The 26,968-nt window shown below is 61.9% G+C and carries 19 protein-coding genes; 8 read left to right on the top strand and 11 right to left on the bottom strand.

Translation table 11 applies throughout. The features are described from left to right. Positions 1–294: 294 nt before the first annotated feature. The 4 genes from LT42_RS05170 to pdxR form a co-directional block, all read right to left on the bottom strand. The gene (locus LT42_RS05170) at positions 295–636 is read right to left on the bottom strand and encodes an FKBP-type peptidyl-prolyl cis-trans isomerase (RefSeq protein ID WP_037010474.1); all 342 of its coding nucleotides are present in this window, start codon (positions 634–636) and stop codon (positions 295–297) included. Positions 637–782: 146 nt separating this feature from the next. Next, positions 783–2,366, bottom strand: coding sequence for an aldehyde dehydrogenase (NADP(+)) (locus tag LT42_RS05165; protein WP_037010473.1), 1,584 nt, complete (start codon positions 2,364–2,366; stop codon positions 783–785). Positions 2,367–2,648: 282 nt separating this feature from the next. Then, on the bottom strand, positions 2,649–3,755 hold the full coding sequence (locus LT42_RS05160) for a Gfo/Idh/MocA family protein (RefSeq protein WP_037010472.1): 1,107 nt from the start codon (positions 3,753–3,755) through the stop codon (positions 2,649–2,651). Between the two features lie 650 nt (positions 3,756–4,405). Then, a complete protein-coding gene (pdxR, locus tag LT42_RS05155; RefSeq protein WP_037012983.1) occupies positions 4,406–5,851 on the bottom strand; it encodes a MocR-like pyridoxine biosynthesis transcription factor PdxR in 1,446 nt (481 codons plus the stop codon). A 203-nt stretch (positions 5,852–6,054) separates the two neighbouring features. Here pdxR and treS point away from each other — a divergent pair, with 203 nt between their 5' ends. The 5 genes from treS (at position 6,055) to LT42_RS25915 (ending at position 12,746) form a co-directional block, all read left to right on the top strand. Then, positions 6,055–8,124, top strand: a complete 2,070-nt coding sequence (treS, locus tag LT42_RS05150) for a maltose alpha-D-glucosyltransferase (RefSeq protein WP_037010471.1) — start codon at positions 6,055–6,057, stop codon at positions 8,122–8,124. 290 nt (positions 8,125–8,414) lie between these two features. Then, entirely contained in the window at positions 8,415–9,563 is a 1,149-nt protein-coding gene (locus LT42_RS05145; protein WP_276209491.1) for an MFS transporter, read from the top strand. 413 nt (positions 9,564–9,976) lie between these two features. Beyond that, on the top strand, positions 9,977–11,011 hold the full coding sequence (selD, locus tag LT42_RS05140; RefSeq protein ID WP_037010470.1) for a selenide, water dikinase SelD: 1,035 nt from the start codon (positions 9,977–9,979) through the stop codon (positions 11,009–11,011). Next, complete coding sequence (mnmH, locus tag LT42_RS05135) at positions 11,011–12,120, top strand: tRNA 2-selenouridine(34) synthase MnmH (RefSeq protein WP_037010469.1); 1,110 nt, start codon at positions 11,011–11,013, stop codon at positions 12,118–12,120. Before selD ends, mnmH begins: the two co-directional genes overlap by 1 nt. Positions 12,121–12,374: 254 nt before the next feature. Then, the gene (locus LT42_RS25915; protein ID WP_160176713.1) at positions 12,375–12,746 is read left to right on the top strand and encodes a hypothetical protein; all 372 of its coding nucleotides are present in this window, start codon (positions 12,375–12,377) and stop codon (positions 12,744–12,746) included. A 791-nt stretch (positions 12,747–13,537) separates the two neighbouring features. On the opposite strand, the gene LT42_RS05125 is transcribed toward LT42_RS25915, so the two are convergent. The 5 genes from LT42_RS05125 to LT42_RS05105 all read right to left on the bottom strand — a co-directional run bounded on the left by LT42_RS05125 (position 13,538) and on the right by LT42_RS05105 (position 19,684). Further along, positions 13,538–14,593 (bottom strand): permease, encoded by a 1,056-nt coding sequence (locus LT42_RS05125; RefSeq protein WP_037010467.1) that lies wholly within the window; start codon positions 14,591–14,593, stop codon positions 13,538–13,540. 143 nt (positions 14,594–14,736) lie between these two features. Then, positions 14,737–17,478, bottom strand: a complete 2,742-nt coding sequence (locus LT42_RS05120) for a TonB-dependent receptor (RefSeq protein ID WP_037010466.1) — start codon at positions 17,476–17,478, stop codon at positions 14,737–14,739. A 191-nt stretch (positions 17,479–17,669) separates the two neighbouring features. Further along, the gene (locus LT42_RS05115) at positions 17,670–18,071 is read right to left on the bottom strand and encodes an ExbD/TolR family protein (protein WP_037010465.1); all 402 of its coding nucleotides are present in this window, start codon (positions 18,069–18,071) and stop codon (positions 17,670–17,672) included. Then, on the bottom strand, positions 18,071–18,778 hold the full coding sequence (locus tag LT42_RS05110; protein WP_152597590.1) for a MotA/TolQ/ExbB proton channel family protein: 708 nt from the start codon (positions 18,776–18,778) through the stop codon (positions 18,071–18,073). The genes LT42_RS05115 and LT42_RS05110 overlap by 1 nt, the downstream gene beginning before the upstream one ends. 51 nt (positions 18,779–18,829) lie before the next feature. Then, positions 18,830–19,684: an energy transducer TonB gene (locus LT42_RS05105; RefSeq protein WP_152597589.1), complete on the bottom strand. Its 855-nt coding sequence runs from the start codon at positions 19,682–19,684 to the stop codon at positions 18,830–18,832. Between the two features lie 1,177 nt (positions 19,685–20,861). On the opposite strand from LT42_RS05105, the gene LT42_RS05100 reads away from it, so the two are divergent. Beyond that, a complete protein-coding gene (locus tag LT42_RS05100) occupies positions 20,862–21,977 on the top strand; it encodes a DUF2817 domain-containing protein (protein WP_037010463.1) in 1,116 nt (371 codons plus the stop codon). Between the two features lie 302 nt (positions 21,978–22,279). Here the strand turns inward: LT42_RS05100 and LT42_RS05095 are convergent, their stop codons facing one another. Both LT42_RS05095 and LT42_RS05090 read right to left on the bottom strand, forming a co-directional pair. Beyond that, on the bottom strand, positions 22,280–23,122 hold the full coding sequence (locus LT42_RS05095; protein WP_037010462.1) for an NAD-dependent protein deacetylase: 843 nt from the start codon (positions 23,120–23,122) through the stop codon (positions 22,280–22,282). Positions 23,123–23,345: 223 nt separating this feature from the next. Next, entirely contained in the window at positions 23,346–24,170 is an 825-nt protein-coding gene (locus LT42_RS05090; protein WP_037010461.1) for an HDOD domain-containing protein, read from the bottom strand. A 279-nt stretch (positions 24,171–24,449) separates the two neighbouring features. Between LT42_RS05090 and LT42_RS05085 the strand changes: the two genes are divergently transcribed. Together LT42_RS05085 and LT42_RS05080 are read left to right on the top strand one after the other, a co-directional pair. Further along, entirely contained in the window at positions 24,450–25,469 is a 1,020-nt protein-coding gene (locus LT42_RS05085; RefSeq protein WP_037012978.1) for a branched-chain amino acid aminotransferase, read from the top strand. Between the two features lie 254 nt (positions 25,470–25,723). Further along, a complete protein-coding gene (locus LT42_RS05080; protein WP_037010460.1) occupies positions 25,724–26,968 on the top strand; it encodes a serine hydrolase domain-containing protein in 1,245 nt (414 codons plus the stop codon).

Here is a 26,968-nt window from a genome sequence, read left to right as displayed (position 1 = left end):
AAACGTCATCGCGGGCAAGCGCGCTCCTACACCGTCATACATTCATGCTGCGAGATAGCATGCGCCGCAAATCCGTAGGAGCCGGCTTGCTGGCGAAGGCGTTGGGTCCGCGAAAATTATATCGACTGCCGAAACGTTATCGCGGGCAAGCGCGCTCCTACACCGTCCTGCGTTGTGGCCATGTTGTCTCCTGTGCCGCAAGCCCACTGTAGGAGCGCGCTTGCCCGCGAATCGGTCGGCCTGGCGACGGGAGATGTTGAATGAACCAACGTCATCGCTGAGCGCAGCCCCGCTTCAATCATCCCGCGTCAGCACTTCCAGCAACTCGATTTCAAACACCAGATCCGAATGCGGTTTGATGTGTGCGCCCATGGATCTGTCGCCGTAGGCCAGCGCCGCAGGCACCGACAGCTTGCGCTTGCCGCCGACTTTCATGCCCATGAGCCCGATGTCCCAGCCTTTGATGACTCGCCCGGTGCCGATGACGCACTGGAAGGGTTTGCCTCGCTCCCAGGAAGAATCGAACACCGTGCCGTCTTCAAGCGTTCCGGTGTATTGGGTAGTGATCAGCGCGCCTTTGACCACGGTTTTGCCGGTGCCTTCCTCTACATCAATGATGCTCAGTTCTTCAATCATGGCCGGGTTTCCACTGCAAATGTGTGCGAGATGCTAGTGAGCCAGCCTTGCACTGGCAACACCGTAGGGTTTTCCGAAGGCAAAAAAAAGCGCGGCCCTTTTCAGGGTCGCGCCGTCTTTATCCGCCTGACACGTCAGGCATGCCATCAAGCAATGACGTCAGTGCTCCACTCGCCATTCACCAGGCGCTTGAGGCCCAGCGGGTTGGCGTTTTGCAGCGCCGCCGGCAGCAGGCTGTCCGGGTAGTTCTGGTAGCAGACCGGGCGCAGGAAACGATCGATCGCCAGCGTGCCCACTGAAGTGCCGCGCGCGTCCGAGGTCGCTGGATAAGGGCCGCCGTGGACCATCGCGTCAGACACTTCAACGCCGGTCGGGTAGCCGTTGACCAGGATGCGGCCGACTTTCTCTTCAAGCACCGGCACCAGCCACTGGTACTTCTGCAGGTCAGCGGTTTCGCCGATCAGCGTGGCGGTCAGTTGGCCGCGCAGGGCCAGCAGTGCGGCTTTCAGCTCGGCGTCGTCAGCGACTTCGATCAGCAGCGTCGTCGGCCCGAAGACTTCTTCCTGCAGCAGTTCGTCGCCGTTGAGCAACATGCTGACGTCAGCCTTGAACAGCTGGGCCTGCGCTTGCTTGCCTTCCTGCGGCTTACCGGCCAGGTGGGTGACGCTCGGGTGCGCCAGCAGCTTTTCAACGCCTTTGCTGTAGCTGCGCAGGCCGCCTTCGTTGAGCATGGTCTGAGGTGCCTGACCGCCCATGTGCTCGGTCAGTTGCTCGGTGAAGGCGGTCAGGGCAGGGGAGCGAATGCCGATGACCACACCCGGATTGGTGCAGAACTGGCCTGCGCCCATCACCACCGACGCCGCGAGCTCGCCAGCAATGGCGGTGCCGCGGGCAGTCAGTGCGCCGGGCAACAAGACAACCGGGTTAATGCTCGACATCTCGGCGAACACCGGGATCGGTTGCGGACGCTCGGAGGCCAGTTTGCACAGGGCGTTACCGCCGTGCAGCGAACCGGTGAAACCGACCGCTTGAATCGCCGGATGCTTGACCAGGCCCTCGCCCACGCCGCTGCCGAAGATCATGTTGAACACGCCTTTGGGCATGCCGGTCTTCTCGGCGGCACGAACGATTGCGTTGCCGACCAGATCCGCGGTCGCCATGTGGCCGCTGTGCGCTTTGACCACAACCGGGCAACCGGCAGCCAGTGCCGACGCGGTGTCGCCGCCGGCGGTGGAGAAGGCCAGTGGGAAGTTGCTGGCACCGAATACGGCGACCGGGCCTACGCCGATGCGCTGTTGGCGCAGGTCAACGCGCGGCAGTGGTTTGCGATCAGGCAGTGCCTGGTCGATGCGTGCACCCAGGAAGTCACCGCGACGCAGGACTTTGGCGAACAGGCGCATTTGGCCTGAGGTACGACCGCGCTCGCCCTGGATACGACCGGCAGGCAGCGCGGTTTCCTGGCAGACGAGGGCTACAAAATCATCGCCCAGGGCGTCCAGCTCGTCAGCGATAGCGTCGAGGAATTCAGCGCGCCGCGCCGGGCTCAGCTGGCGGAACTCAAGGAAAGCGTCTTTGGCAGCCGACGCAGCAGCGTCGATTTCTGCATCAGTGGCCTGGTGGAAAGTGTAGGGCAGTGCTTCGCCAGTGGTGGCGTCGAGGCTTTTATGGCGTGCTTCGCCGAGGCCGCTGCGGGCGCCGCCGATGAAGTTCTGACCGAGAACGGTAGGCATCTGCTTCTCCTGTTATTTTTGGGGTGCGATCAGGCATAGCGCCTGATAGGGGAATTCGAAAGCGTGTGAAGCATAGCGACGATGGACGCCGGGATCGATGAAAATTGCAGCCCATCGCGGAAGTCGACAGTCATCATACAACTGCATTTTTTTAGTCGCAAGGCGCGGATCGGGTGTCCCTCCGATCGATGAGGCATGTCCGAAGGTCCGGCCCCATGGGAGCCGAACGCTTCACGGCGATCTGGAAAAGTCCGGAGTGCCGGGGAAGAACAGCCCGTTCGATCAGGCATTTGGCTCATCGGTGTTGATGTATTCCGGCACCTTGGCCAGCGGCAGGCGCCGAGCCTGTTCGATGCTGATTCCGGGCCGCTGCGGCAGTGGCTCCAGCTTCTGTGGCTGCCCGGTGGTCAACGCGCGCTCGATTGCCTCGACGATGCGCACGTCGCGCCAGCCCTCGTCGCCGTCTGGTTCGGGCTCGCGGTTCTGCAGGATGCAGTCGGAGAAGTACTGGGTTTCACCGCCGAACTGGTCCACCACCGGGTGGGTATGTTCGGTGGTTTTGCCGTCGATGATGGCCCGATAGCCGATCGCTACGCCTTCGCCGAAACCGAAGCAGGGGGAGGCTTCAAATTCGCCCTTGGTGCCGATCAGCTGGAAACGCTCGGTGGACGGCAGGCTGTAGCTGACGGTGAACGTCGCCAGGCGCTCTTCGGCGAAGCGCAGTGTCACGTTTACCGTGTCGAACGTATTGATTTCACGCCCCGGGGTCTTGATCCCAACGGCGTGGACTTCCAGCGGTTCAGCGGCGAACAGGTTGCGCACGGCGTTGATGGGATATGGGCCCATGTCGGCCACCGGGCCTGCGCCAAAACCGCTCTGCATGCGGTGGTTGGCGGGATCGGTGGTCTGCGCGAAGGTGGCGGTGAACAAGCGTGGGTCGCCTATATCGCCGGCGCGCACGCGGTGGACCATTTCGACGGTGCCTGGCTCGAAGTGCAGGCGGTAAGCAATCATGAGCTTGGCCCCGGAGCGCTTGGCGGCCTGGGTGATGGCCAGGCAGTCTTCTTCGTTGGCGGCCATGGGTTTTTCGAGCAGCACGTGGATGCCTGCTTCGAGTGCCGGTACTGCGAATTCGCGATGGCGGAAGTTGGGCGTCGCCAAGTAGATGGCGTCGATTTCACCGGATTTCAGCAGGGTGTCAAATTCGTCGTAGTGGTAGCTTTTGAGGTCGTAAAGGGCCGCCAGTTGGTCGGCTTTGATAGGGTCGCCGGTGACGAGGGCGGTCATGACGGAGTTGTCGGTCTGTTCGAGCCCGGGCATGAAAGCGCCTTGTGAGATCCAGCCTCCAGCGACCACTGCGTAGCGGATTTTGCCGTTTGCGTCTGGCATGTAAGCCTCCATTTCTCAGCGGACGGTGTGTCCGGCAGCTCTGTAGTCGGCAGGTATGAGGTTTAGAAGTTCAATTAAATGGTGTCAGTTGGTTTTGCAGGGCGGCTTAGAGGCAAATGCGTCTGCCTGGGGGCAGACCGTTTCGCCTTCGGCGAGTTACTTGGAAACAGTCGAAAGTCGCACCATCCCCAAGTAACCAAGGGTGCTTGCTCCTGGTTTGGCCCCTCCTTCGTCGGGGTTCCCTCACTCCGACGACGCTCCGTGGGCCCGCGCCGAACGGACATCCATGTCCTGACGGCGCTCTCGCCGCATCCATGCGGCTCTACCCACTATGCGTCGTCTACGTTCAGCCTGCACCCAAGTCGCGATTGGCGGTGTTTGGGCTTTTTGCGTAGGAAGATCAAGAGCTAAAGCAGATCAACGGCAGATCAAGGGCTTCCCGGCTGAAGCCGGTCCCACGGTCGAGGTCAGCCTTACCTTTGATGGTGCCCACGCCCTCCGTTGATCGTGCCCACGCTCTGCGTGGGTATGCATCTCTGGACGCTCTGCGTCCCTTGGCGGCAGGCGTCGGGTCTGCTGGATGCGCGCGGGGGCTGTGGGACTGGCTTTAGCCGGGAAGGGGGCGCCAGGAGCGCCGTCCATCTGACTGATCAATCCAGTTCCAGCAGCAGGTCTCGCAAGCGGTCGAGCGCAGGGTCGATGTCGAGCAGGTCGATGGCGCCGAAGCCCAGCATCAGGCCGTCGCGCGCTGCGGCGTCATTGTAGAAGCCTTCCAGGGGGTATAGACCCAATTCAACGTCGCGGGCGCGTTCGACCAGACGATGGATGTCGAGCGGGGGCTTGAGTGGAGCTTTGAACATCACTGCCATGTGGAAGCCTGCCGTGCAGGGGATGGTTTCCAGCCAGGGCGACAGGTCGCCGGTAATGCGCGCGAGTATCCGTTCGCGGCGTCCGGCGTAAAGGCTGTGGCAGCGGCGGATGTGTTTGTTGAGCAGGCCTTCGCTGATGAATTTGCTCAGCGCCCATTGTGGCAGCGTCGAGGTGTGCCAGTCGGTCAGTTGCTTGGCTTTGATGACGGCTTCTAGGATCGCGGCAGGCAGCACAGCGTAGCCCAGGCGTAACTCTGGCAGGAGCGTCTTGGAAAAGGTGCCCACGTAAGCCACCACGCCATGCTCGTCCAGGCTTTGCAGTGAGTCCGCAGGGCGGCCTTCGTAACGAAATTCGCTGTCGTAATCGTCCTCGATGATGATCGCGCCGATTCGACGGGCCTTTTCCAGCAGCGCGTGGCGACGCGGCAGGCTCATGGGCATGCCCAGCGGCATCTGGTGGGACGGCGTGACATAAATGGCGCAAACGGTGTCCGGGATCTGCTCGACGATGATGCCTTCGCCATCGACCGGTACGCTGACAACTTGCGCCCCTTGCGCGGCAAACAGCAGACGAGCCGGCGTATAACCGGGGTCTTCCATGGCAACGCTGTAACCGAGCCCGGTGAGTACACGGGCGATGAGGTCCAGCGCCTGTTGCGCCCCATTGCACACCACCACGTCATCGGCCGTACAACGCACGCCCCGGGCGAAAGCAATGTGCCCCGCTATAGCGTTGCGCAGGGCGGGGAGGCCCTCGGGCTGGCCGTAAAACCCGCGTTCGCCGGACATCTGCCGCAGCGCGTGCTGCACGCAACGGCGCCAGTCGTCATGGGGGAACTGGGTTTTCGCGGTGGCGCCGCCGAGAAAGTCGTAACGCAGCGTGCCCGCGCGTGTCGGATGGCGCAGGGGCAGGGAAATGCGTTCCCACTTGACCACCACCTCTGCGCTGGCGAGGTGCGAAGCGGTGGCACGACGCGGGCTGTAAGCCGCTGAGCTGTTGACGAAAGTGCCGCTGCCGACCTTGCCGATCAGGTAGCTCTCGTAGGTGAGCTGGCTGTACGTGTCCGAAATGGTTTTGCGCGAGACGCCCAGCTGCTCCGCCAGCAATCGGCTGGGCGGCAGTTGCACCCCGGCGGCGAGGCGTCCGGAGACGATGCTGTCGCGCAGTTGCTGATAAACCTGGCGGGCGAGGTCTTTGCGGCCCTTGATGACGATGTGCAGTTCCACGCAAACCCCTTCAGCCACGCCGCCCGATGCGGGTGCAAGTCGTTGAATTTTAGCCAGCCTGCCGCCCATGGCATAGCAGCCGATGCAACGTTTGCGCGCCTGAGTGCTCATAGAGATAGGCAAATACCGCGGGCGGGCCAAACAGTGCTCCCTGAGCCGTTGGCCATCCGCACCCATCCACATGAAGATGGAACCCCGAACACATGACCACCCCGGACAAGCAATACGTTGAATGGCTGGTTGAGCAATCGATGCTCAACGCCGCAAAGCAGCGCGCAAAACTCTATGGCGGTCAGGGCCGGCTATGGCAGCGGCCTTACGCGCAGGCCCGTCCGCGGGACGCTTCGGCCATCGGCTCGGTCTGGTTCACGGCTTACCCGGCGTCGATCATCACCCGCGATGGCGGCTCGGTCCTTGAAGCGCTGGGCGACGAAAAGCTCTGGCACGCGCTCTCCGAAGTCGGCATTCAGGGCATTCACAACGGCCCGTTGAAAGCCTCCGGCGGCTTGAAAGGCCGCGAGCGCACCCCAAGCATCGATGGCAACTTCGACCGGATCAGTTTCGAGGTGGATTCGGACCTGGGCACCGATGCGCAGTTTCTCAACCTCAGCCGTATCGCCGCCGCGCACAACGCAGTAATCGTCGACGACGTCATTCCGTCCCACACCGGCAAAGGTGCGGACTTTCGCTTGGCGGAAATGGCCTACGAAGAATACCCGGGTCTCTACCACATGGTGGAGATCAAGGAAGAAGACTGGTCCTTGCTCCCGGACGTCCCGGCCGGGCGTGACGCCATCAACCTGCCGCCGGCTACGGTGGATGCGCTGCGCGACAAGCATTACATCGTCGGCCAGTTGCAGCGGGTGATCTTTTTCGAGCCCGGCGTCAAGGAAACCGACTGGAGCGCTACGCCAGTAGTAACAGGCGTTGACGGCAAAGACCGCCGCTGGGTGTACCTGCATTACTTCAAGGAAGGGCAGCCGTCGCTGAACTGGCTCGACCCAAGCTTCGCCGCGCAGCAGATGATCATCGGCGACGCCCTGCACGCGATTGACGTGATGGGCGCGCGGGTTTTGCGTCTGGACGCCAACGGCTTCCTCGGCGTTGAGCGCAAGGCCGACGGCACGGCGTGGTCGGAGAGCCATCCGCTGTCGATCACCGGCAACCAGTTGCTCGCCGGAGCCATCCGCAAGGCCGGCGGTTTCAGCTTCCAGGAACTGAACCTGACCATCGACGACATCGCTGCAATGTCCCACGGCGGTGCAGACCTTTCCTACGACTTCATTACCCGTCCGGCCTACCAGCACGCGCTGCTGACCGGCCGCACCGAGTTTCTGCGGCTTATGCTGCGCCAGGTGCATGAGTTCGGCATCGACCCTGCATCGCTGATTCATGCGCTGCAGAACCACGATGAACTGACCCTGGAGCTGGTGCATTTCTGGACGCTGCACGCCCACGACCAGTACCTCTATCAGGGCCAGACTTTCCCCGGCAACATTCTGCGCGAGCACATTCGCGAAGAGATGTACGAGCGTCTGGCTGGCGAACACGCGCCGTACAACCTCAAGTTCGTCACCAACGGCGTGTCGTGCACGACGGCGAGCATTATCACCGCCGCGCTGGGCATCCGTGAGCTGGACAGCATGACGGCTGCGGACATCGACAAGATCCAGCACATCCATTTGCTGCTGGTGATGTTCAACGCGATGCAGCCAGGCGTGTTTGCGCTGTCGGGCTGGGACTTGGTCGGTGCGTTGCCCTTGCCGGCCGAACAGGTCGAGCACTTGATGCGTGATGGCGACACCCGCTGGATCCATCGCGGTGGATACGACCTGGTCGACATGGACCCGGATTGCGAAGTATCGGCCGGTGGCATGCCACGCGCTCGCGCGCTTTACGGCAGCCTGGTGGAACAGCTGAAGCGTCCGGATTCCTTCGCCTCGCAGCTGAAAAAGCTGTTGGCGGTACGCCGTGCCTACGACATCGCTGCCAGTCGGCAAATTCTGATTCCGGACGTTGAGCACCCAGGGTTGCTGATCATGGTGCACGAACTGCCGGCCGGGAAGGGCACGCAGATCACCGCCTTGAATTTCAGCGCCGAAGCGATCGTCGAGACCCTTCACTTGCCAGGCATTGCGCCGGGCCCGGTGGTGGACATCATCAACGAGCGGGTTGAAGGCGACCTGACGGAAGAAGGTGAATTCACGATTACGCTGGACGCGTACGAAGGCCTGGCGTTACGCGTGGTAAGCATGGCGTCGCCAATGATGTAATCGGTCGCAACGACGCATTCCCGGCTGAAGCCGGTCCCACAAAAAGGGCCCCTGCCTTTAGTGGGACCGGCTTTAGCCGGGAATGCGTCGTTTGCAATCTGTGGGACCGGCTTTAGCCGGGAATGCGTCGTTTGCAATCTGTGGGACCGGCTTTAGCCGGGAATGCGTCGTTTGCCACGGCGCGATATCAGGGTGCTCTGCGCAGCGGAGCGTCCGGCAACACACGGTGCGCAGGATTGCGCCTTTCAATCACCGTCTGCCGGTCGGGCAGAGCTGTTCAGGATCGTTTTGTGTCAGTCGCTCAATCCGTTCACACCCCCGTTTTCATCCACCTGTGGAGTTACCGCCTGACGTTCCTGCTGTCCGGGATGTCGCTGGGCGCGTGGGCGCCGCTGGTGCCTTTTGCCCGGCAGCGCGCCGGGCTTGAAGAAGCTCAGCTTGGCCTGTTGCTGCTGTGCTTCGGCCTTGGCTCGATGCTGGCAATGCCCCTGGCGGGCATGCTCACCACGCGCAAGGGATGCCGATTTGTCTCAATGATGGGCGGCGCGCTGATTTGCTGCATGTTGCCGCTGCTTGCCTCGCTGTCTTCATTGGTGCCCCTGGCGTTGGCTCTCGCGGTCTTTGGCGCGGGGCTTGGCAGCATCGACGTGGCCATGAATGTTCAGGGTCTGATGGTCGAGCGCGATCATGGCAGGCCGATGATGTCGGGCTTTCATGGCCTGTTCAGCCTCGGCGGCATCAGCAGTGCGCTGTTGATGACCCTGCTGCTGTGGCTCGGCGCATCGCCCTTGGTGGCGGTCTGTGTGGTGGTGGCGTTGATTGCCGGCTTGCTGCTCTGGCATGCCCGGCGCCTGGTGCCCCATGGTGCCGACGATCCTTCGGCGCCGTTCGCCTGGCCGACCACCAAAGTGGTGATTGTCGGCATTCTCTGCTTCATCGCGCTGCTGGTGGAAGGCGCGATGCTTGACTGGAGCGCGGTGTTCCTCAACAAGACCCACCAGATCGACCTGACCATTGCCGGTGGGGCATATGCCGTGTTTTCGCTGACCATGGCCGGGGGGCGTTTTGCCGGTGACTGGTTGAGGAACCGCTTCGGCGCAGTCAACCTGCTGATTGGCGGTGGCTTGCTGGTGATGGTCGGGTTTGCCATGGCCATTCTCCTGCAACCGTGGCCGCTGTTTCTGCTGGGGTTTGCGCTGATCGGCTTAGGGCTTTCCAACACCTTCCCGGTGTATTGCTCAGTCGTCGGGGCGCAGAAAGCCATGCCGGCCGGCCTTGCGATTGCGGTCATTACCGGGATTGGCTATTGCGGCATCTTGCTGGGCCCCGCATTGATTGGCTTCGCCGCGCACCTGGTGGGACTGCGTGAGGCGCTGCTGTGCGTGGGGGCGTTGATGCTGGCTCAAGTGCTGACGGCACGGCGCATGGCGAAGGGGTAAAAGCGGCTCAGGCGTTCGACTTCCAGGTGCCGGTGGGTTGGCCACCTCTGCACTTTCAAAGGGCATTGCTCCTCAATGTGGTTGTTGAAAACGATATTGCGGACCACCGAAGTGGGTTACTGAAACCGGCATTGCCGGGCACCGAGGTGGGCTGTCGGAACCGACATCGCGGGTCAAGGCGGTGGGTGGCTGGACTCGACATTGCTGGCCAATGGGCAGCGTTGTAGGAGCCGGCTTGCTGGCGAACGCGGTGGGTCTGGGGCACAGAGGGCGGCTGAATAAATGCCTTCGCCAGCAAGCCGGCTCCTACGGAATCGGCCTGGGCCGCAGACTGTGCATCCAGCCATCCAGCAAATCTTCCGCGCGCTGGCGGCTCTGGTAGACTTCAGCGCCTTGAAACTCTGGGGCTTCTCATGACCGACCCGATTCGTCTTACTCAATACAGTCACGGCGCTGGCTGTGGCTGCAAAATCTCTCCCAAAACCCTCGAAACCATCCTCGCCGGCAGCGGCGCGCAGAACCTCGATCCGCGCCTGTGGGTCGGCAATGCCTCGCGCGATGACGCTGCGGTGTACGCCATCGACGATGACAAGGGCGTCGTCTCCACCACCGATTTCTTCATGCCCATCGTCGATGATCCGTTCGATTTCGGCCGCATTGCAGCGACCAACGCCATCAGCGACATCTACGCCATGGGCGGCGATCCGCTGATGGCCATCGCCATTCTCGGCTGGCCGGTCAATGTGCTGGCTCCGGAAATCGCCCGTGAAGTGATCCGTGGCGGCCGGGCGGTTTGCGATGCAGCAGGCATACCGCTGGCCGGGGGGCACTCCATTGATGCACCGGAGCCCATCTTCGGTCTGGCGGTCACCGGCCTGGTGGAAAAGCGCTTCATGAAACGCAACGACACCGCCACCGTCGGCTGCAAACTGTTCCTGACCAAGCCGCTGGGCATCGGCATTCTTACCACCGCCGAGAAAAAAGGCCTGCTGCGCGACGAAGACATCGGCCTGGCGCGCGACGTGATGTGCACCCTGAACAAACCCGGCAGTCGTTTTTCGAGGCTGGCCGGCGTCACCGCGATGACCGACGTGACGGGTTTCGGTTTGCTCGGCCACCTGGTCGAAATGGCTGACGGCAGCCAGGTCACCGCGCGGCTGCACGCTGCGGCTGTGCCTCGGTTGGGCAGCGTCGATTTCTACATCGAGCAGGCGTGCATCCCGGGCGGTACCCATCGCAACTACGACAGCTATGGCGAGCGCATTGGCGCCTTGACCGAAGTGCAAAAGCTGCTGCTCTGCGACCCGCAGACCAGTGGCGGTTTGCTGATTGCGGTCGAGCCCGCCGAAGAAGCGGCCTTTCTGGCCATGGCCGTCGAACTGGGACTGAACCTGTCGCCCATCGGCGAACTGGTCGAGCGACAGCGGCTTGCGGTCGAGGTGATCTGATGCGCGACAACTGCGCGGACCTTCGCGAGATCTTCCTGCACGACGTACCGATGATGGACGTGCGTGCGCCGGTCGAGTTCACCAAGGGCGCATTTCCCGGGGTGATCAACCTGCCGCTGATGAACGACACCGAGCGCCAGAAGGTCGGCACCAGCTACAAGCAGGCCGGGCAGCAGGCCGCCATCGAGCTGGGCCACAAATTGGTGTCTGGCGAGGTCAAGCAGGCGCGCATCGAAGCGTGGGCGGATTTTGCCCGCAAAAACCCGCAGGGCCTGCTGTACTGCTTCCGCGGCGGCCTGCGTTCGCAGATCACCCAGCAGTGGCTCAAGAGCGAGGCGGGCATCGAGTACCCGCGCGTGATCGGGGGCTACAAGGCGATGCGCAGCTCTCTGATCGAAACCATCGAGCAGGCCGTGACCGAGTGCGATTTCGTGCTGATCGGCGGGTTGACCGGCAGCGGCAAGACCGAAGTGCTGCATCAGCTCGACAACGCGCTGGACCTCGAAGGGCATGCCAACCATCGCGGCTCAAGCTTTGGCAAACATGCCACGCCGCAGCCGGGACAAATCGACTTCGAAAACCTGCTGGCCATCGACCTGCTCAAGAAGCGCGCGCGGCAGATTGACCAGTTTGTGATTGAGGACGAGGGACGCATCGTCGGCAGCCGGGCAGTCCCGCTTGAGTTGTACCGAATCATGCAGGACGCGCCGCTGGTGTGGCTGGAAGACAGTTTCGACAGTCGGGTCGAGCGGATTCTGAAGGATTACGTGACCGACCTGTGTGCCGAGTTCATCGCGGTGCAAGGGGTGGAGACAGGGTTTGCTGCTTACGCCGAGCGGCTGAAACAGAGCCTGTCGAGCATCGTGCGGCGCTTGGGCGGGGAGCGCTATCAGCGGCTGGCGGCGATCATGGATGGCGCGTTGGCCGAACAGTCCCGCAGCGGGGCGGTTGATCAGCATCGGGGCTGGATCAGCGGGATGCTGAGTGAGTATTACGATCCGATGTATGCGTTTCAGCGTGACAGCAAAGACGCGCGGATTGAGTTCGCGGGGGATCAGCGGGCGGTGGTTGAGTATCTGAAACAGCGGAAGGCTCGCTCCCGCGATTGAAGGTCAAACTCAAGAGCGTCGGCCTAACGGCCTCCCGTTTCGCCTTCGGCGAGTTACTTGATAGAGCCCCAAGTAACCAAGGGCTCGTGCTCCCGGTTTGGCCCCTCCTGCGTCGGGGTTCCCTCACTCCGACGACGCTCCGTGGGCCCGCGCCGAACGGACATCCATGTCCTGACGGCGCTCTTGCCGCATCCCTGCGGCTCGGCCCACTGCGCGTCGTCTGCGTTCGGCCTGCATCCAAGTCGCGACTGGCGGTGCCTCGACTTTTTGCGTTTCAAGATCAAGATCAAGATCAAGATCAAGATCAAGATCAAGATCAACTGCAACTGCAACTGCAACTGCAACTGCAACTGCAACTGAAACTGAAACTGAAACTGCAAGGGCACTGGCAACGGCTACGGCGCGGCATCTGTTATCGCGGACCACTGGCCTTTACGCGATCTGTAGGAGCCGGCTTGCTGGCGAACGCGGTGGTTCTGCTATGCAAATGGCGGCTGGATAAATGCATTCGCCAGCCAGTCGGCTCTCAGGCCTGCATCCGCGTCGTCCAAGTGACGCGAAGCGTCCAGCATGGCGGTACCACACGGAGGGTAGGAACGATCAACATCCAGCCGCCATCGCCATAACAGAACCACCGCGTTCGCCAGCAAGCCGGCTCCTACAGAGAGGTGCATGCACCCGGCGTTCTGCGTCATTTCCCAAGGCCTGCATCCGCGTCGTCCAAGTGACGCGGAGCGTCCAGCACGGCGGTACCACACGGAGGGTAGGAAGGATCGACATCCAGCAGACATGCCCATAACAGAATTACCGCGTTCGCCAGCAAGCCGGCTCCTACAGAGAGTGCATGCACCCGGCGCTCTGCGTCACTTCCCAAGCCTGCATCCCCGTTGTCCAAGTGACGTGGAGCATTCAGCGCGGCGTTACCACGTGGAGCGTGGGAACGATCGACATGTAGATGGCGGCTGGATAAATGCATTCGCCAGCAAGCCGGCTCCTACAGATCCAGTGTACAAATCGCAATCCACCGTTGCCCTTGCTGTTGCCGTTGACCTTTTTACGCAAAAGCCCAGACACCGCCAATCGCGACTTGGGTGCAGGCTGAACGCAGGTCTTGCGGAGTGGGCCGAGCGGCATGGATGCCGCGAGAGCCGCCCCCCGCCATGGATGGCGGATGGCGGCGGGCCCACGGAGCGAGACCGGAGTGAGGGGACCCCGAGGAACGAGGGGCCGAACCAGGAGCACAAGCCCTTGGTTACTTGGGGCTTTATCAAGTAACTCGCCGAAGGCGAAACCGAGGCCGTTAGGCCGACGCCCTTGATCTTGATCTTGATCTTGATCTTGATCTTGATCTTGATCTTGATCTTGATCTTGATCTTGATCTTGATCTTGACCTTGATCTCGATCCAGACCCCAAGAATTACAACAAAACAGCCCCGACCAACCCACTCGCCACCCCGACCAGCATGGTCAGCACCCCCACGATCACCAGCACTTTGGCATCGAAGGATTTGCGCAGCATCAACAGCGACGGCAGGCTGACGCTGGGCAACGTCATCAACAGCGCCACGGCCGGCGCAGTGCCCAGACCCAACGTCATCAGCGTCTGCACGATAGGGATTTCCGCAGCCGTCGGAATCACGAACAGCGTCCCGACCACGGCCAACGGCACCAGCCACAACAGACTGTTGCCCATCGCACCGTCGACGTGAGGGAACAGCCACACACGCGCCGCGCCCAACACCAGCACCGCAACGACGTAAATCGGGATCGTCGTCCAGAACAACTGCCAGAGCGTCTTGCCCCAACGCACCAACAGGCTGCCTTCCTCCGGCGCCTCGGCGTTGGCGACTGCTTCCAGCGCCTGTTCAGGCACGACCTCCGGGCGAGAGATACGTTGCGCCACCAGCGAGACGCCGATCACCAGCACGATGCCGGCCACCAGCCGCAGGGCGGTGAAGCCCCAGCCCAGCACAAAGCCCATGAACACCAGGGTGGCCGGGTTGAGAACCGGGTTGGCGATCCAGAAGGCCAGCGCCGCGCCCACCGAGACGTTCTGCTTGCGCAAACCTGCGGCGACCGGCGCCGCGCAGCAGCTGCACATCATGCCCGGCAGGGCGAACAGGCCGCCGCGCACGGTCGAACCCAGCCCGGCGCGGCCGAGCATTTTCAGCAGCCAGTCCCGCGGGATCAGCACCTGCAACAGCGAGCCCAGAATGACGGCCAGCACAGCGGCCTTCCAGATCGCCAGAAAATACACCTGCGCATAGGCCAGTGCTGCGGCCCATGGCGTGGCCGGGTTGTCATTGATGATCGAGCCGCCGATGGTGTGGGTACCGGCGGCGACGAAGGATTTCAGGTAATACGGCGACCACTTGACGTAGTACAAGCCGATGGCGGCCACCAGCAGAAACGCCAGGGGTTTCCACCAGAACGACCAGCCACGGCGGTCGGGTGTGAACGGAAGGGCAGTCATGACAGGCACCAAAGCAGCAAATCGAGGGGGCGCGATGATACGCCGACGTCCGCGATTATAGTAGGTGTTGCAGCGTGTGACGGCGCGTGTCCGTCCGCTGAATCGAGCCCGACGCGCCGGGGAAACGCTTCGGGCGGCAGGGCTTAGAAGTGATAGGTCGCGCGGGCGAACAGCGTGCGGCCCAGGGGATCGGCGTAACGCGGGTCGTAGCCGGACTGGAAGTTGTAAGCCTGGTTGGTGAACGGCGGGTCGCGGTCGAACAGGTTGCGTACGCCGGCATCGAGATCCAGAACCTTCTCGAAAGTGTGGCCCACCGACAGGTCCCACAACGAGTACGACGGTACAGTGCCGTTGCTGGCGCGGTCGTAATCGTTGTAACCGCTGGTGAAGCGGTTGGTCAGCGAAGCGCGGCTGTCGCCCAGGGTCCAGCTGCCGATCAGCACGTGTTTCCAGCGCGCAATCACGCCGTCCCCCTGAAAGTCGCCAACCTTGTCGGTGTATGGGCCGTCGATGATGTTCTGGAAGTCATAACGGTTGACGTACGTTCCGGTCAGGCCCAGGCCGAACTGGCCATACGGCGTGTTCGGGAAGCGGTAGTCCAACGTCACGTCGACGCCGTTGGTCTTGACGATGCCCAGGTTCGAGTTGCCGGTCACGATGTTGGCGATGGAACCGTCGGCGTTGCGAACGATGCGGTCGCCATAGAGATCGGCCTGGTCGAACACGGTGGACTCAGGGAACGACTGAATCTGGTTGGAGATATGAATCCACCAGAAGTCCAGGCCCATCGACAGGTTGTTCAGCGGTTGATAAACGAAGCCCAGAGTGACGTTGCGCGCTTTCTCCGGCGACAGGTCGGCATTGCCGCCACTGCGGTTGAGGAACTGCTGATTACAGTCACGGCCCGCCTGGCCGCCGGGCTGCACAGTGCCGCCTGCGCAAAGGGTCGGGTCATCGTAATAACCCTGGCTGTAGGCCAGGCTTTGCGGCGCATACAACTCGTACAGCGACGGCGCGCGGAAGCCTTCGCTGTACGCGCCGCGCATGACCAGCTCTTTGAAAGGCTGGAAGCGGAACGAGTATTTCGGGTTGGTGGTGCTGCCGAAGTCGCTGTACTTGTCGTGGCGCACGGCTGCAGTCAGTTCCAGGCTGTCCAGAACCGGCACGTTCAGCTCGGCGTATTCAGCCTTGACGCTGCGGTCGCCGGACACGCTGCCTGCCGAGTCCAGGCCCAGGCTGTCGATGTCGTCGACGAAGTCCTCGTAGTTCTGATGCAGCTTTTCCTTGCGATATTCGCCGCCCAGCGCCAGCCCGGACTCACCCGCGCCGAACCAGTTGCCGATCTCGCGGCTGATGCGTCCGTCCACGCCGTATACCCGGCCAACGGCGGTGGAGTACTCGCCGTGGTACGCCGCGTTGTCAATGAACTGCTGGCCGGCGGCCGACTGCGGTCCGAACGGGTTGAGCAGGCCGCTGGCCAGACCTGCGGTCAGTGCTCGGTCGCTGACGTAGCCGGAGGTCACGGAGGAAACCACTTTGCTCTGGTTGTAATTGGCGCCCAGGTTGTAATCCCAGCCGCCAACGGTGCCGTCGAAGGTCAGCAGCAGGCGCTGGTTGGTGTTCTGATCCTTGCTGCCACGCGGGCCTGCGGCGGTTTCGCGCCAGGCCGTGTCCACCGGCTGGGTAGGGTCCAAGGCAAAGTTGCCTGGCGCCGGGGTAATGCCGTTGCCCGGGTAGTACGGCGAAGACGGGTCGATGCTCAGGCCGGTCAGGGGCGCCGGGCCGATGCTGGTGGCGTTGTTGTTGCGCGCCCAGAAGTACTCGAGGCTGACGTTGTGGTCCTCGGCCAGCTTGCCGGTGGCCCGGCCGAAGAACGAGGTCTTCTCGGTCTGCGGCACCAGGTCAATGTATTCACGGGTGCTGAACCGGCACAAGCCGTTCACGCTCACCAGGCTTTTGCCGCTGCAGTTCGGCGCAAGCGGGTTGGCGCTGTTGTCGCCCTGGTAATAGTTGCCGGGATAAGCCGTGCCGGAGGTCTGGTTGAGGCCGCGGCCGGGTACGTAGTCCTTGGCAAAGGAGCGGTCGTTGGCGTCGAGATTTTGCTGTTTGTTGTAGTTGAACACGCCCATGACGTTGAAGCGGTCTTCGTCCAGGTCGCCAAAGCCCCAGCTGGCACTCGCGTCCTTGCTGGCGCCGCCACCGCTGGCGGTCGGGGTGTCGCCGCCAAGGCTCAGGGTGCCGTCGGTCAACGACTTTTTGGTGATGAAGTTGATGACACCGCCAATGGCGTCCGTGCCGTACAGAGCCGATGCGCCGTCGCGCAGCACTTCGATGCGGTCGATGGCGGCGAAGGGAATCATGTTCAGGTCGATGGCGCTGCCGTTGGGCGTGCCGACGCCGGACAAGGCGTTGTTGGCCAAACGGCGGCCGTTGAGCAGGATCAGCGTCTTGTTGGCACCGATGCCGCGCATGTCGGCGTAGGACGCACCGCCGGTCGCGGCGCCGACCGAACCCGCGCTGTTCATCATCGACTGGCTGCCGGTGATGCGCTGAACCATCTGTTCGGTGGTCGTGACGCCCTGCTTTCTAAGCTCTTCGGCGCGCAGAATGGTCACCGGCACTGCGGTTTCCGCATCCGCCCGACGCACCGCGGAGCCGGTGACTTCCACGCGCTTGAGCTGGGTGGTGGCCGGCATCGCGGCCACCGCGGCGGCGGCAGGTACGGCAGCGTCATTGCCCGTCGCGGTATCGGCAGCGCTATCCGTGCTGTCAGCACCATAGGCCGGGCTCATGCCGACCGCCAGCGCGCAAATCAGCGCGCGGGAGTGGCGTTGCACGGCGACGACAAGGGGCTTGAGGGTGAAACCAGGAAAGCTCATCAGCATGGTAATTTCCGATTGATTCCAGATGTTGGTGAAATGGCCTTGTGAGCCCTCGTTGCTCCGATGCGGTTGTGGCGCTCGGGTATTTCCTTATTTCAAGCAAGCCGCTCCCCTCCGGGCCGAAAACCGGACGGCAATGAATCGGGAGTAGGGTGTGCAGGGCCGCGCAACTGCGGCCCCGCTTCAACTGCGGGTCATTTGGAAGTCATCACGGAAATCCGCGTGATGCCCGAGCGCTCGATCGACGCCATGGCCTTGGCGACCTGGCCGTAATTGACGGCGGTGTCGGCCTGCAACTGCACGCGCACCTCCGGGTCCTTGGCCTTGACTTCCTTGAGGCTCACTTCAAGGGATTCCGGCGCAACCTCGGATTTGGCCAGGTAAAATTTGCCGTCCTGATCGACGCTGACCACCACCGGGTCTTTCTTGTCGGCGGGCGCAACCGCATCGGTTTTCGGCAGGTTGACCTTGATCGCGTTGGTCATCAGCGGCGCGGTGACGATGAACACCACCAGCAGCACCAGCATCACGTCCACCAGCGGCGTGACGTTCATTTCGCTGAGCACTTCATCGCTGTCTTGAGTGGAGAACGACATCAGCTCGCCTCCCGCACAGCCTGGCTGTGTGTGCTGGCGATGGCCTGGCGGTTGATGCTGAAGGCGCTGCGCTGGGCAAGGGCATCGAAGTCGTGGGCGAAATCGTCCATGTCGGCCACGGCCAGCTTGAGACGTCGCAGGAAGAAGTTGTAAATCAGCACGGCGGGCACTGCGACGGCGATGCCCACACCGGTGGCGATCAGTGCGTGGCCAATGGGGCCGGCCACCGTCTCCAGGCTGGCGGAGCCGCTGGCGCCGATGCTTTGCAGCGCTTCCATGATCCCCCAGACCGTGCCGAACAGGCCGATGAACGGCGCCGTGCTGCCAATGCTGGCGAGGATCGCCTGACCGGCCTCCAGCGCGCGGCGCTCCTTCTGGATTTGCTGGCGCAAGTTGCGCTCCAGCCGGTCGGAGCGGTTGATGGTGTGGGCCAGTTGCTGGGTGTTGCGCGGCGTCTCGTCCACCGCCATGGCTTCAAAACCGCTGTTGGCGATGCGCGCCAAACCGCCAGGGTATTGCGTCGCATGCTCGGCGGCAGTGAGCAGATCAGGCGCGCCCCAGAAAGCCTTGCTGAACTGCCGGTTCTGCTTCTTCAAACGCAGGTACTGGGCGGACTTGATCAGCAACAGACCCCAGCTCAACACCGAAAAAAGTACCAGCGCCCAGAGTACGCCGGGGACAATCATAGAAGAGATCGATTCGTTCATGGTTACACCTCACCCGCTATCAAAAGAGTTGTCAGTAATGGGCTGGCCGGTTCACTCGGGCAGCTTGAAATCAATGGTTTGCGTGGCGAAGCCTTCGATCGGGGTGTCGCCGCGCTTGGCCGGAACAAACTTCCAGTTGCGGACGGTTTCCACGGCGGCGTCGTCCAGGACCTGTTTGCCGCTGGATTTGGTCACCTCCACGCTGCCGGCCCGACCGTTGGGCAGCACCTTGATGCGCAGAATCACCCGACCTTCCATGCCCTTGCGCAACGCCGCACCGGGATATTCCGGAGGCGGATTGCCGAGGCTGGCCAGACCGGAAATCGCCGCTGACTCCTTGGCCGGTGCGGCGGGCGCTGCAGCCGGGGCTGGCGGTGCGGGCGAGGGCGTAGGCGCAGCCGGCGCTGGGTTGCTGGGCGCGGCAGGTGCAGCAGGCGCGGGCGGCATTGGCTTTTTCACCGGTTCCGGTTTCTTCACCGGCTTGGGTTTCTCCACCTTTGGCTTCTCGACCGGCTTGTCGACAGGCTTGGGCGGTGGCTTCAAGGCATCCGGGTCCTCGGTTGGCTGCTCCGGCGGTTCGGGTTCCGGGGGCGGTGGAGGCGGTGGCGGTGGCGGTGGCGGCTCAGGCGGTGGTGGCTCCGGTGTCGGCGGTGTCGGGCTGCTCAGCTCAACGGTCATCTCCGGCACTTGCGGTGCCACTTCCGGAACAGCGGCTTTTGCAGTCTGCACATACCACCAGACGGCGCCATGAATAAGAACCGAGGCGGCAATCAATAACACCACATGCGGGCGGCTTAGTTCGCCAGGTCGCGAGGCGTTTTCCTTGAAAGGGATGCGTGGCCAGGCCGCGGAAAGTTCGTCCGGTGCCCACTCAGGCAATGCTTTCATTTTTACCGCATCATTCATTAAAGCTCCCTCGCAAAGTTGAAGGGCAATAAGGGTTCGTCCCAAGCAGGAAGCTCCTGTTGGAAGTTGACGTCCATGCTGTCTAAAGCACGAGGCCTTCAGCTGCGGCTCATTAAAGAGCGCGCATTGTTATTGACGGCGTGCAGACTTAACTAAGGAGAAGCCATTGCAGATTCCTGATAACTGACCCTGTGAAGAACAGTGGAATGGGTTTCGCCGTAACGCAGGTTCAAGGTGTGAATTGCAACCGCTATGCCAGTGGCAGGCTCTGGCCCGCTGTTTTCGACCTAATCAGCCGTGATGTCGCATTCTTGTAAGTTTTTAGCGAATTCCAGTGGTTTGGCCTTTTAGAAGCTTTATATGCGCTAACTGATGAGGTAATCACGGGGCGAGAGCGTATTCACGGGTTGGCGGGGCTAAGCCGCATTCACCCACGTAGTGACTGAGCAGAATGTGTTGCACCAAAGTTGATTGAACGGTGCAAGTTGGTGCGATGTTTAATCAGCTGGTCATGTTGATGGTTTCCGAAGTTGTGACTTGCTAGTCAGATGATGGACTAAGGGCTGACATAAAAGAGCAGAGCGCACAAAGCCCAGGCATGATACGGCCGCCCTCATCCAGGACCGAAGATGAGTTGCTTGTATTGCGCGTAAGGAGGTAACTCGTTAATAAAAACGTGCCGCAGTAACGTTGCAGTCAACAGGCTTTAAATAAAAAACTCAGTGCTGGTAGTCAGCCTGAGCGTTGAAGCGAGATGCGAGAGCTGACAGGTCGGCTGACGGTGGCATTCAGCAGCGCCGCAAGGGCATGGGGCAAAGAAAGCGCAAATGAAGAATGCATGTCGTACACGTATCGAATTCCTTATCGACGGATGCCTGGCTTCTGGCCGGCGTCCTGCACTGTTTCGGACGGGGTAACGTCCGGTTCCTGCACGCGGGGGCGGGGTTCGCACCGTTTGGCAGCGCAAGCTCGCGGTGGCGAAGGCTCGCCGCGCAGCGTTTAGTGGTACTGACGTTCCACTGCAATGTTCTCTAGAAAGAAGTGTGCCAAAACGTGTCCGGATGTAACATTTCTGACGCAGTGCCGTGTGGCACAGCCCTTGGGCCGGATTGAACATCCATGCAATCTTCTGCGTATCTTCAAGGCATCCTCTAGGCATCCCTCAAGGAGCAACGTCATGAGCCATTTCTTTCCCGCGCATCCGGGTTATCGCCAGATTCGCGAGCGCTTCCTGGCTGCGGCCACCGCGGCCGGTGCGCAGCTCACTGAATACGTCCACCCGATGGCGGGACCTTTTGGCGAAACCCTGGCCACTGATGTCGCCTGGCTGGGCAACCCCGATGCGCGGCGTGTGCTGGTCGCGCTAAGCGGCACCCATGGCGTCGAAGGCTTTTACGGGTCCGATTGCCAGAGCCGCTGGCTGGAGGGGTTTGATGCTCGGACGCTGCCTGACGGCGTGGCGATCCTGATGATCCATCTGATCAACCCTTGGGGCACGGCCTGGATGCGCCGGGTCAATGAAGACAACCTCGACCAGAATCGCAATTACCTGGATTTCAGCCGACCGCTGCCTGATAACCGCGCGTACGGAGAGGTCCACGCCATTTATGCGTGCGATCAATTGCACGGCCCGAAGCGTGATCAGGCGGACGCGCTGTTCAACGCGGCAATTGAGCACCGTGGCTGGGCGGGCTTGATGTCAGTGGTGGAGGCGGGGCAGTACGCATTCCCGGATGGCCTGTTTTTCGGAGGTATCGCGCCGAGCTGGTCCAACCGCACGCTGCGCAGCATTATTGAGCGTCACCTGCGAGACGCCGAGGTGGTCAGTTGTTTCGATCTGCATACCGGCGCGGGCGGCTACGGCCATCCGATGCTGATGAGCATCGTCGAGCGGGCCTATCCTGCGCTGGACGATGCCAAGGCGCTGTTTGGGCCGTGGCTGTTCACGCTGATCACCGGCGCCAATCGCGTCAGCGACACCGGGGTGGCGGCGACGTCGACGGGTTACACCTCGCAGATGCTGCTGGATGCGCTGCCAGGCGTGCATCTGATGCCGTTTGTGATCGAATGCGGGACATACCCCGGCGCCGCCGTACACCAACATCTGCGCAATGACCATTGGCTGCATCTGCACGGTGATCCACTGGACAAGACCGGCCGAGGTATCAAGCAAGGGTTGCTGGAACAGTTCTACCCGGCGGACCCGGACTGGCAGGAAGTCGCGTGGATCAGGACGCGGCAGGCATGGGACAAGGCGCTGGCGGCGTTGCCTGGCATACACCGAGCCGAGTAATGAATCGATCAAGGGCGACCGATCGCCCGTCAGCAACAACGCATCCCCCTTGCCGAGCGCGCTTGCCCGCAAAGTGGCCGGTACCATCACAACATATCAAGCCATAATAATGCCGTTGTTCCGGGCAATCTCGGTATTGAACAGGAACGCAACCGCTGTGTAGGAGCGCGCTTGCCCGCGAAGATGCCGGTACATCCGCCGCACATGCGGCGCTAGAAATAACGTCTTCGCGGGCAAGCGCGTTCCTGCAGGTTTTTGCGGGGACAGGCTTCTGTGGTTGCCTCAGGATCGCTGGTGCCCCGTCATCCCTTGATGAGTCGCTCTGCCAGCGCTGGCAGCAGGGTTTCGCAGGACGCTTCTATCTTGATATCCAGCAGGTCATCCGCCCGGGTTTTGCCCAGGTTTATGGCGATAAGGGGTTTGCCCTGATCGTTGATCGCGCGGCACAGGCGAAAGGCCGAAAAGGCCATCAGCGACGAACCCACCACCAGCAACCCCGGCGCTTCCTCTACCCGTTGCATGGCTTTTGCTGCGGTGGCCGGTGCCACGTTTTCCCCGAAAAACACCACGTCCGGCTTTATCCGCTGACCGCCGCAGTGGGGGCAGTGGGGCACCTGGAAGCGCGCTTCGAAGACCGGGTCGAGCAGGGTGTCGCCGTCGGGCGCCTGCACCGCGTCCACTCCCGCCAGGTAAGGGTTTTGCTCGACCAATGCCCGCTGGATAATGTCGCGCTCAGTGCGTTGCCGACAGTCCAGACACAACACCCAATGCAGGCTGCCATGCAATTCCACGACATCATCGCTGCCCGCCTGATCGTGCAGGGCGTCGACGTTCTGGGTGATGACGCCGCTGATGAGGCCGTGCCGCTGCAACCGGGCAATTGCCTCGTGGGCCGCGTTGGGTTGCGCTGCACGCACACGCGGCCAGCCCAGCATGGCGCGTGCCCAATAACGGCGCCGAGCCTCGGGCGCATTGAGGAATTCCTGAAACATCATCGGCTGCCGACCGCGCCGCACACCCTCGCTGTCGCGGTAGTCGGGAATACCGGAAGACGTACTGATGCCGGCGCCGGTGAGCACGACGAATGCGCGGTCGTGCATCCAGTGCAGGAGGGTATCGACGGGGTGCTGAGGCGTATCAGACATGCACACATTCTCTCGAGAGGCTGTGTCCCGATACTAAGCGAGATAAGCGGGAAGGGGCAGCCACAGTTGCGACGTCATCGCGCCCGACGCCTTCCCGGCTAAAGCCGGTCCCACAACACCAACCGCGTGCTCTAAGTGGGACCGGCTTTAGCCGGAAAGGGCCGGTTTGAGCGCCATCGTCCTCGGAACGCACGCTTGATGCGCTACCGCTATCGGGCTGCCACTAACTCAACAACTCGGCAAATGCCTTGTCGTCTTCAAGCACTTTCGGCAGCGCGGCAAACACCGCGTCCAGCTTCACGCCTTCCATCAGTGGCCCGTCCACTTCCTGCTGCGCCTCTGGTGTTGCGCCGCCGTGATGCTCCAGTGCAGCGGAAATGGTCAGCGCCTGGGCGACGATGCGCGGTTGGGTCGCGTCGCCGGGTGCTTGCATCGGCCGCGCCTGATAGGCGATCGCATCCTGAATCACCGCCGGTAAGCCCCAGCGCCGGGCCAGTTCCGCGCCGACTTCCGGATAACCAAAGCCCAATTGCAGCGTTTCGATCGCCGCACGGCCCGTGGTGCCGGTTTTGGTCAGACTGTTGATACGCTCGGCCACCGCCGGCGCACCGGTCTGTATCAGCAACTCGCCGATGTCGTGCATGACCCCGCACGTAAAAGCGATTTCCGCATCTGCCCCGGACTGTTTTGCCAGCACCCGGCAGATGCCGGCCACCTGGAAACTCTTCAGCCAGAATCCCTTGAGGTCGAAACTCGGCCCGGCCTTGAAAGCCCCGGTCACCGCCGATGCCAGCACCAGTGTGCGCAAGGTGTTGAAACCCAGGCGCATGGCTGCGTCTTCGATGCTGGAGGACTCCCGCGCGCCACGAAAGCGTGCGGAGTTGGCCAAACGCAGGATCTTGGCGGCGATTACCGGGTCCTTTTCGATGTTGCGGGCGATGCTTTCAAGGTTCGACGACGGGCTGTCGAACTGTTTGATAAGGTCCTGCGCCACCTTGGGAATGCTGGGAAGACTGCTTAAATCGGCAAACAACTGATCGATACCCATGCACGCTGCTCCGTTTCAGATGATTTACACACCATAGGCAACATTGAGGAAACTGCACGCCTGCTTCGGTGCTTTTGCTACGAGCGGCGCAAACTCCCGGGCTCCAGCGCGTCAGCGGCCGATCTTTTTTGGCTCATGTGCTACCAAGGCGGTTTGCGGGGAGAAAAATCAGTAATATGGCGACACACCGGAGCAGGTCGCGTCCTGTACCGGGCCTTATCGATGAAACGCCAGACGCCGGAAGCTCCCGGCCGCGCTGGCCTGGACATAGAGGGTGTCATGGGTAACGACAGCATTAACTGGGACAAGCTCGGCTTTGACTACATCAAGACCGACAAACGCTACCTGGCTCACTGGCGCGATGGCGAGTGGGACCAAGGCACCCTGACCGAAGACAACGTGCTGCACATCAGCGAAGGCTCCACCGCGCTGCATTACGGCCAGCAATGCTTCGAAGGCCTCAAGGCCTATCGCGCCAAAGACGGTTCGATCAACCTGTTTCGCCCTGATCAGAACGCTGCGCGTATGCAGCGCAGCTGCAGCCGTCTGCTGATGCCCCATGTGCCGACTGAACAGTTTATCGAAGCGTGCAAGCAGGTCGTCAGCGCCAACGAGCGCTTCATCCCGCCTTACGGCAGTGGTGGCGCGCTGTACCTGCGTCCGTTCGTGATCGGCGTCGGTGACAACATCGGCGTGCGCACGGCACCCGAGTTCATCTTCTCGGTGTTCTGCATCCCGGTCGGCCCGTACTTCAAGGGCGGCATGAAGCCGCACAACTTCGTGATCTCCAGTTATGACCGCGCAGCCCCGCAGGGCACCGGTGCGGCCAAGGTCGGTGGCAACTATGCCGCAAGCATGATGCCGGGCAGCGAAGCCAAAAAAGCCAACTTCGCCGACGCCATCTACCTGGACCCGCTGACCCACACCAAGATCGAAGAGGTGGGTTCGGCCAACTTCTTCGGCATTACGCACGACGACGAATTCATCACGCCGAAGTCGCCGTCCGTACTGCCGGGCATCACCCGCCAGTCGCTGATCGAACTGGCGCAAAGCCGTCTGGGCCTGAAGGTCATTGAAGGCGAGGTGTACATCGACAAGCTCGACCTGTTCAAGGAAGCCGGCGCCTGTGGCACCGCTGCGGTGATCACCCCGATCGGCGGCATCAGCTACAAGGACAAGCTGCATGTGTTCCACAGCGAGACCGAAGTAGGCCCGGTGACCCAGCGCCTGTACAAAGAGCTGACCGGCATCCAGTCCGGCGAGATTGAAGGCCCGGCAGGCTGGATCGTCAAGGTCTGATACTGAGCGCTTAATGCCACCCAAAAAACCACCGCCATCGCGCGGTGGTTTTTTTTGCGCGTCTGGATACGTGAGCATTTCCAGACGTCAAGGTATGAAGTGGATGAACTGATCGCCCGGTGCAACGCCGGCCACTGGTCTAAGGTTCAATCGGGCACGTTCTCTCGGCGGAACCGGCTTTACCGGCGATGTAGCCGAAAGGCCTGCCGGCAAAGCGGCCAACGTCCATCAACGACGACAAAAAAGGATACGTCATGCACTTACCCGTACTTTCCCGTCCCGCCGCCGTTCACCGGTCGCTGGCGTTGTCTCTTGGGCTGCTGGCAGCAGGCCTTGCTCCCACCGTCTACGCAGACGATTACCCCCACGCCAAGGAACCCATCGGCACGGTCGAGCAGATCTACGACGGCGCGATGCTTCCGGACCTCGCGGTCAGCACCTACCGCAACATCGACCGGCTGTTCCCGACCCACACCATCAAGGCCGGTGATCATCCCTACGCGCTGCCGAAATCGGACCGCCAACTGCCCAACGTGCGCTTCACCGTCGAGGGCAAGAAATACGACCTGTATGACTTCGTGGCGCTGGACAGCATCACGGCGATGCTGGTGATCAAGGACGGCAAGATCGTCTTCGAGACCTACCAGCGCGGCAATACCGAAAAAACCCGCTGGATGTCGATGTCGATGGCCAAGTCCATCACCTCGACCCTCACCGCCGCTGCAATCAAGGACGGTTTGATCAAGGGGCTCGACGCGCAGGTGGTGGATTATGTCCCTGCGCTCAAGGGCAGCGCCTACGAAGGCGTCAGCGTGCGTGACGTGCTGATGATGTCCTCAGGCGTGAAGTGGAACGAGACCTACACCGATCCGGCGTCTGACCGTCGGGCGTTGCTCAAGGCGCAGATATCGCAGAAGCCGCACTCGGCGATGGCCCTGATGGCCAGCCTGCCGCGTGCTGCCGAGCCCGGCAGCGTGAACAATTACAGCACGGGCGAAACCCAGGTACTTGGCGAGATCGTCCGTGGCGCGGTGAAAATGCCGCTGGCTGAGTATTTGTCTCAGAAGATCTGGCAGCCGTTCGGCATGGAAAGCGACGCGACCTGGTGGCTGGATTCCCCGGACGGCACGGAGATCGGCGGCAGCGGCATCAGCGCGACGTTGCGCGACTACGGGCGGTTCGGCCTGTTTTTCATGAACGACGGCAAGATCAACGGGACCTCGATTCTGCCCGAGGGCTGGGTCAAAGAGGCAACGTTGCCCACCACCCTGAAGGGCGGCAAAAGTCTGGATTACGGGTACATGTGGTGGACCGCCTGGACGGCTCCTTCAGTGAAGGACGGCGCTTATTCGGCAGTGGGTATTCAGGGGCAGAATATTTACGTTAACCCGGCCAACAATGTGGTGATCGTGACCTTCGGCGCGCAACCCAAGCCTGTCGACAAAGAGCCCATCGATCCGATGGCGTTCTTCGATGCCGTGGTTGCGGCCTTGAAGTAG

It is taken from the genome of Pseudomonas lutea, from assembly GCF_000759445.1.
In the GTDB taxonomy this organism is placed as follows: domain Bacteria; phylum Pseudomonadota; class Gammaproteobacteria; order Pseudomonadales; family Pseudomonadaceae; genus Aquipseudomonas; species Aquipseudomonas lutea.
Note: the sequence above shows the minus strand (reverse complement) of the source record. Positions and strands in the feature narration are given on the sequence as shown.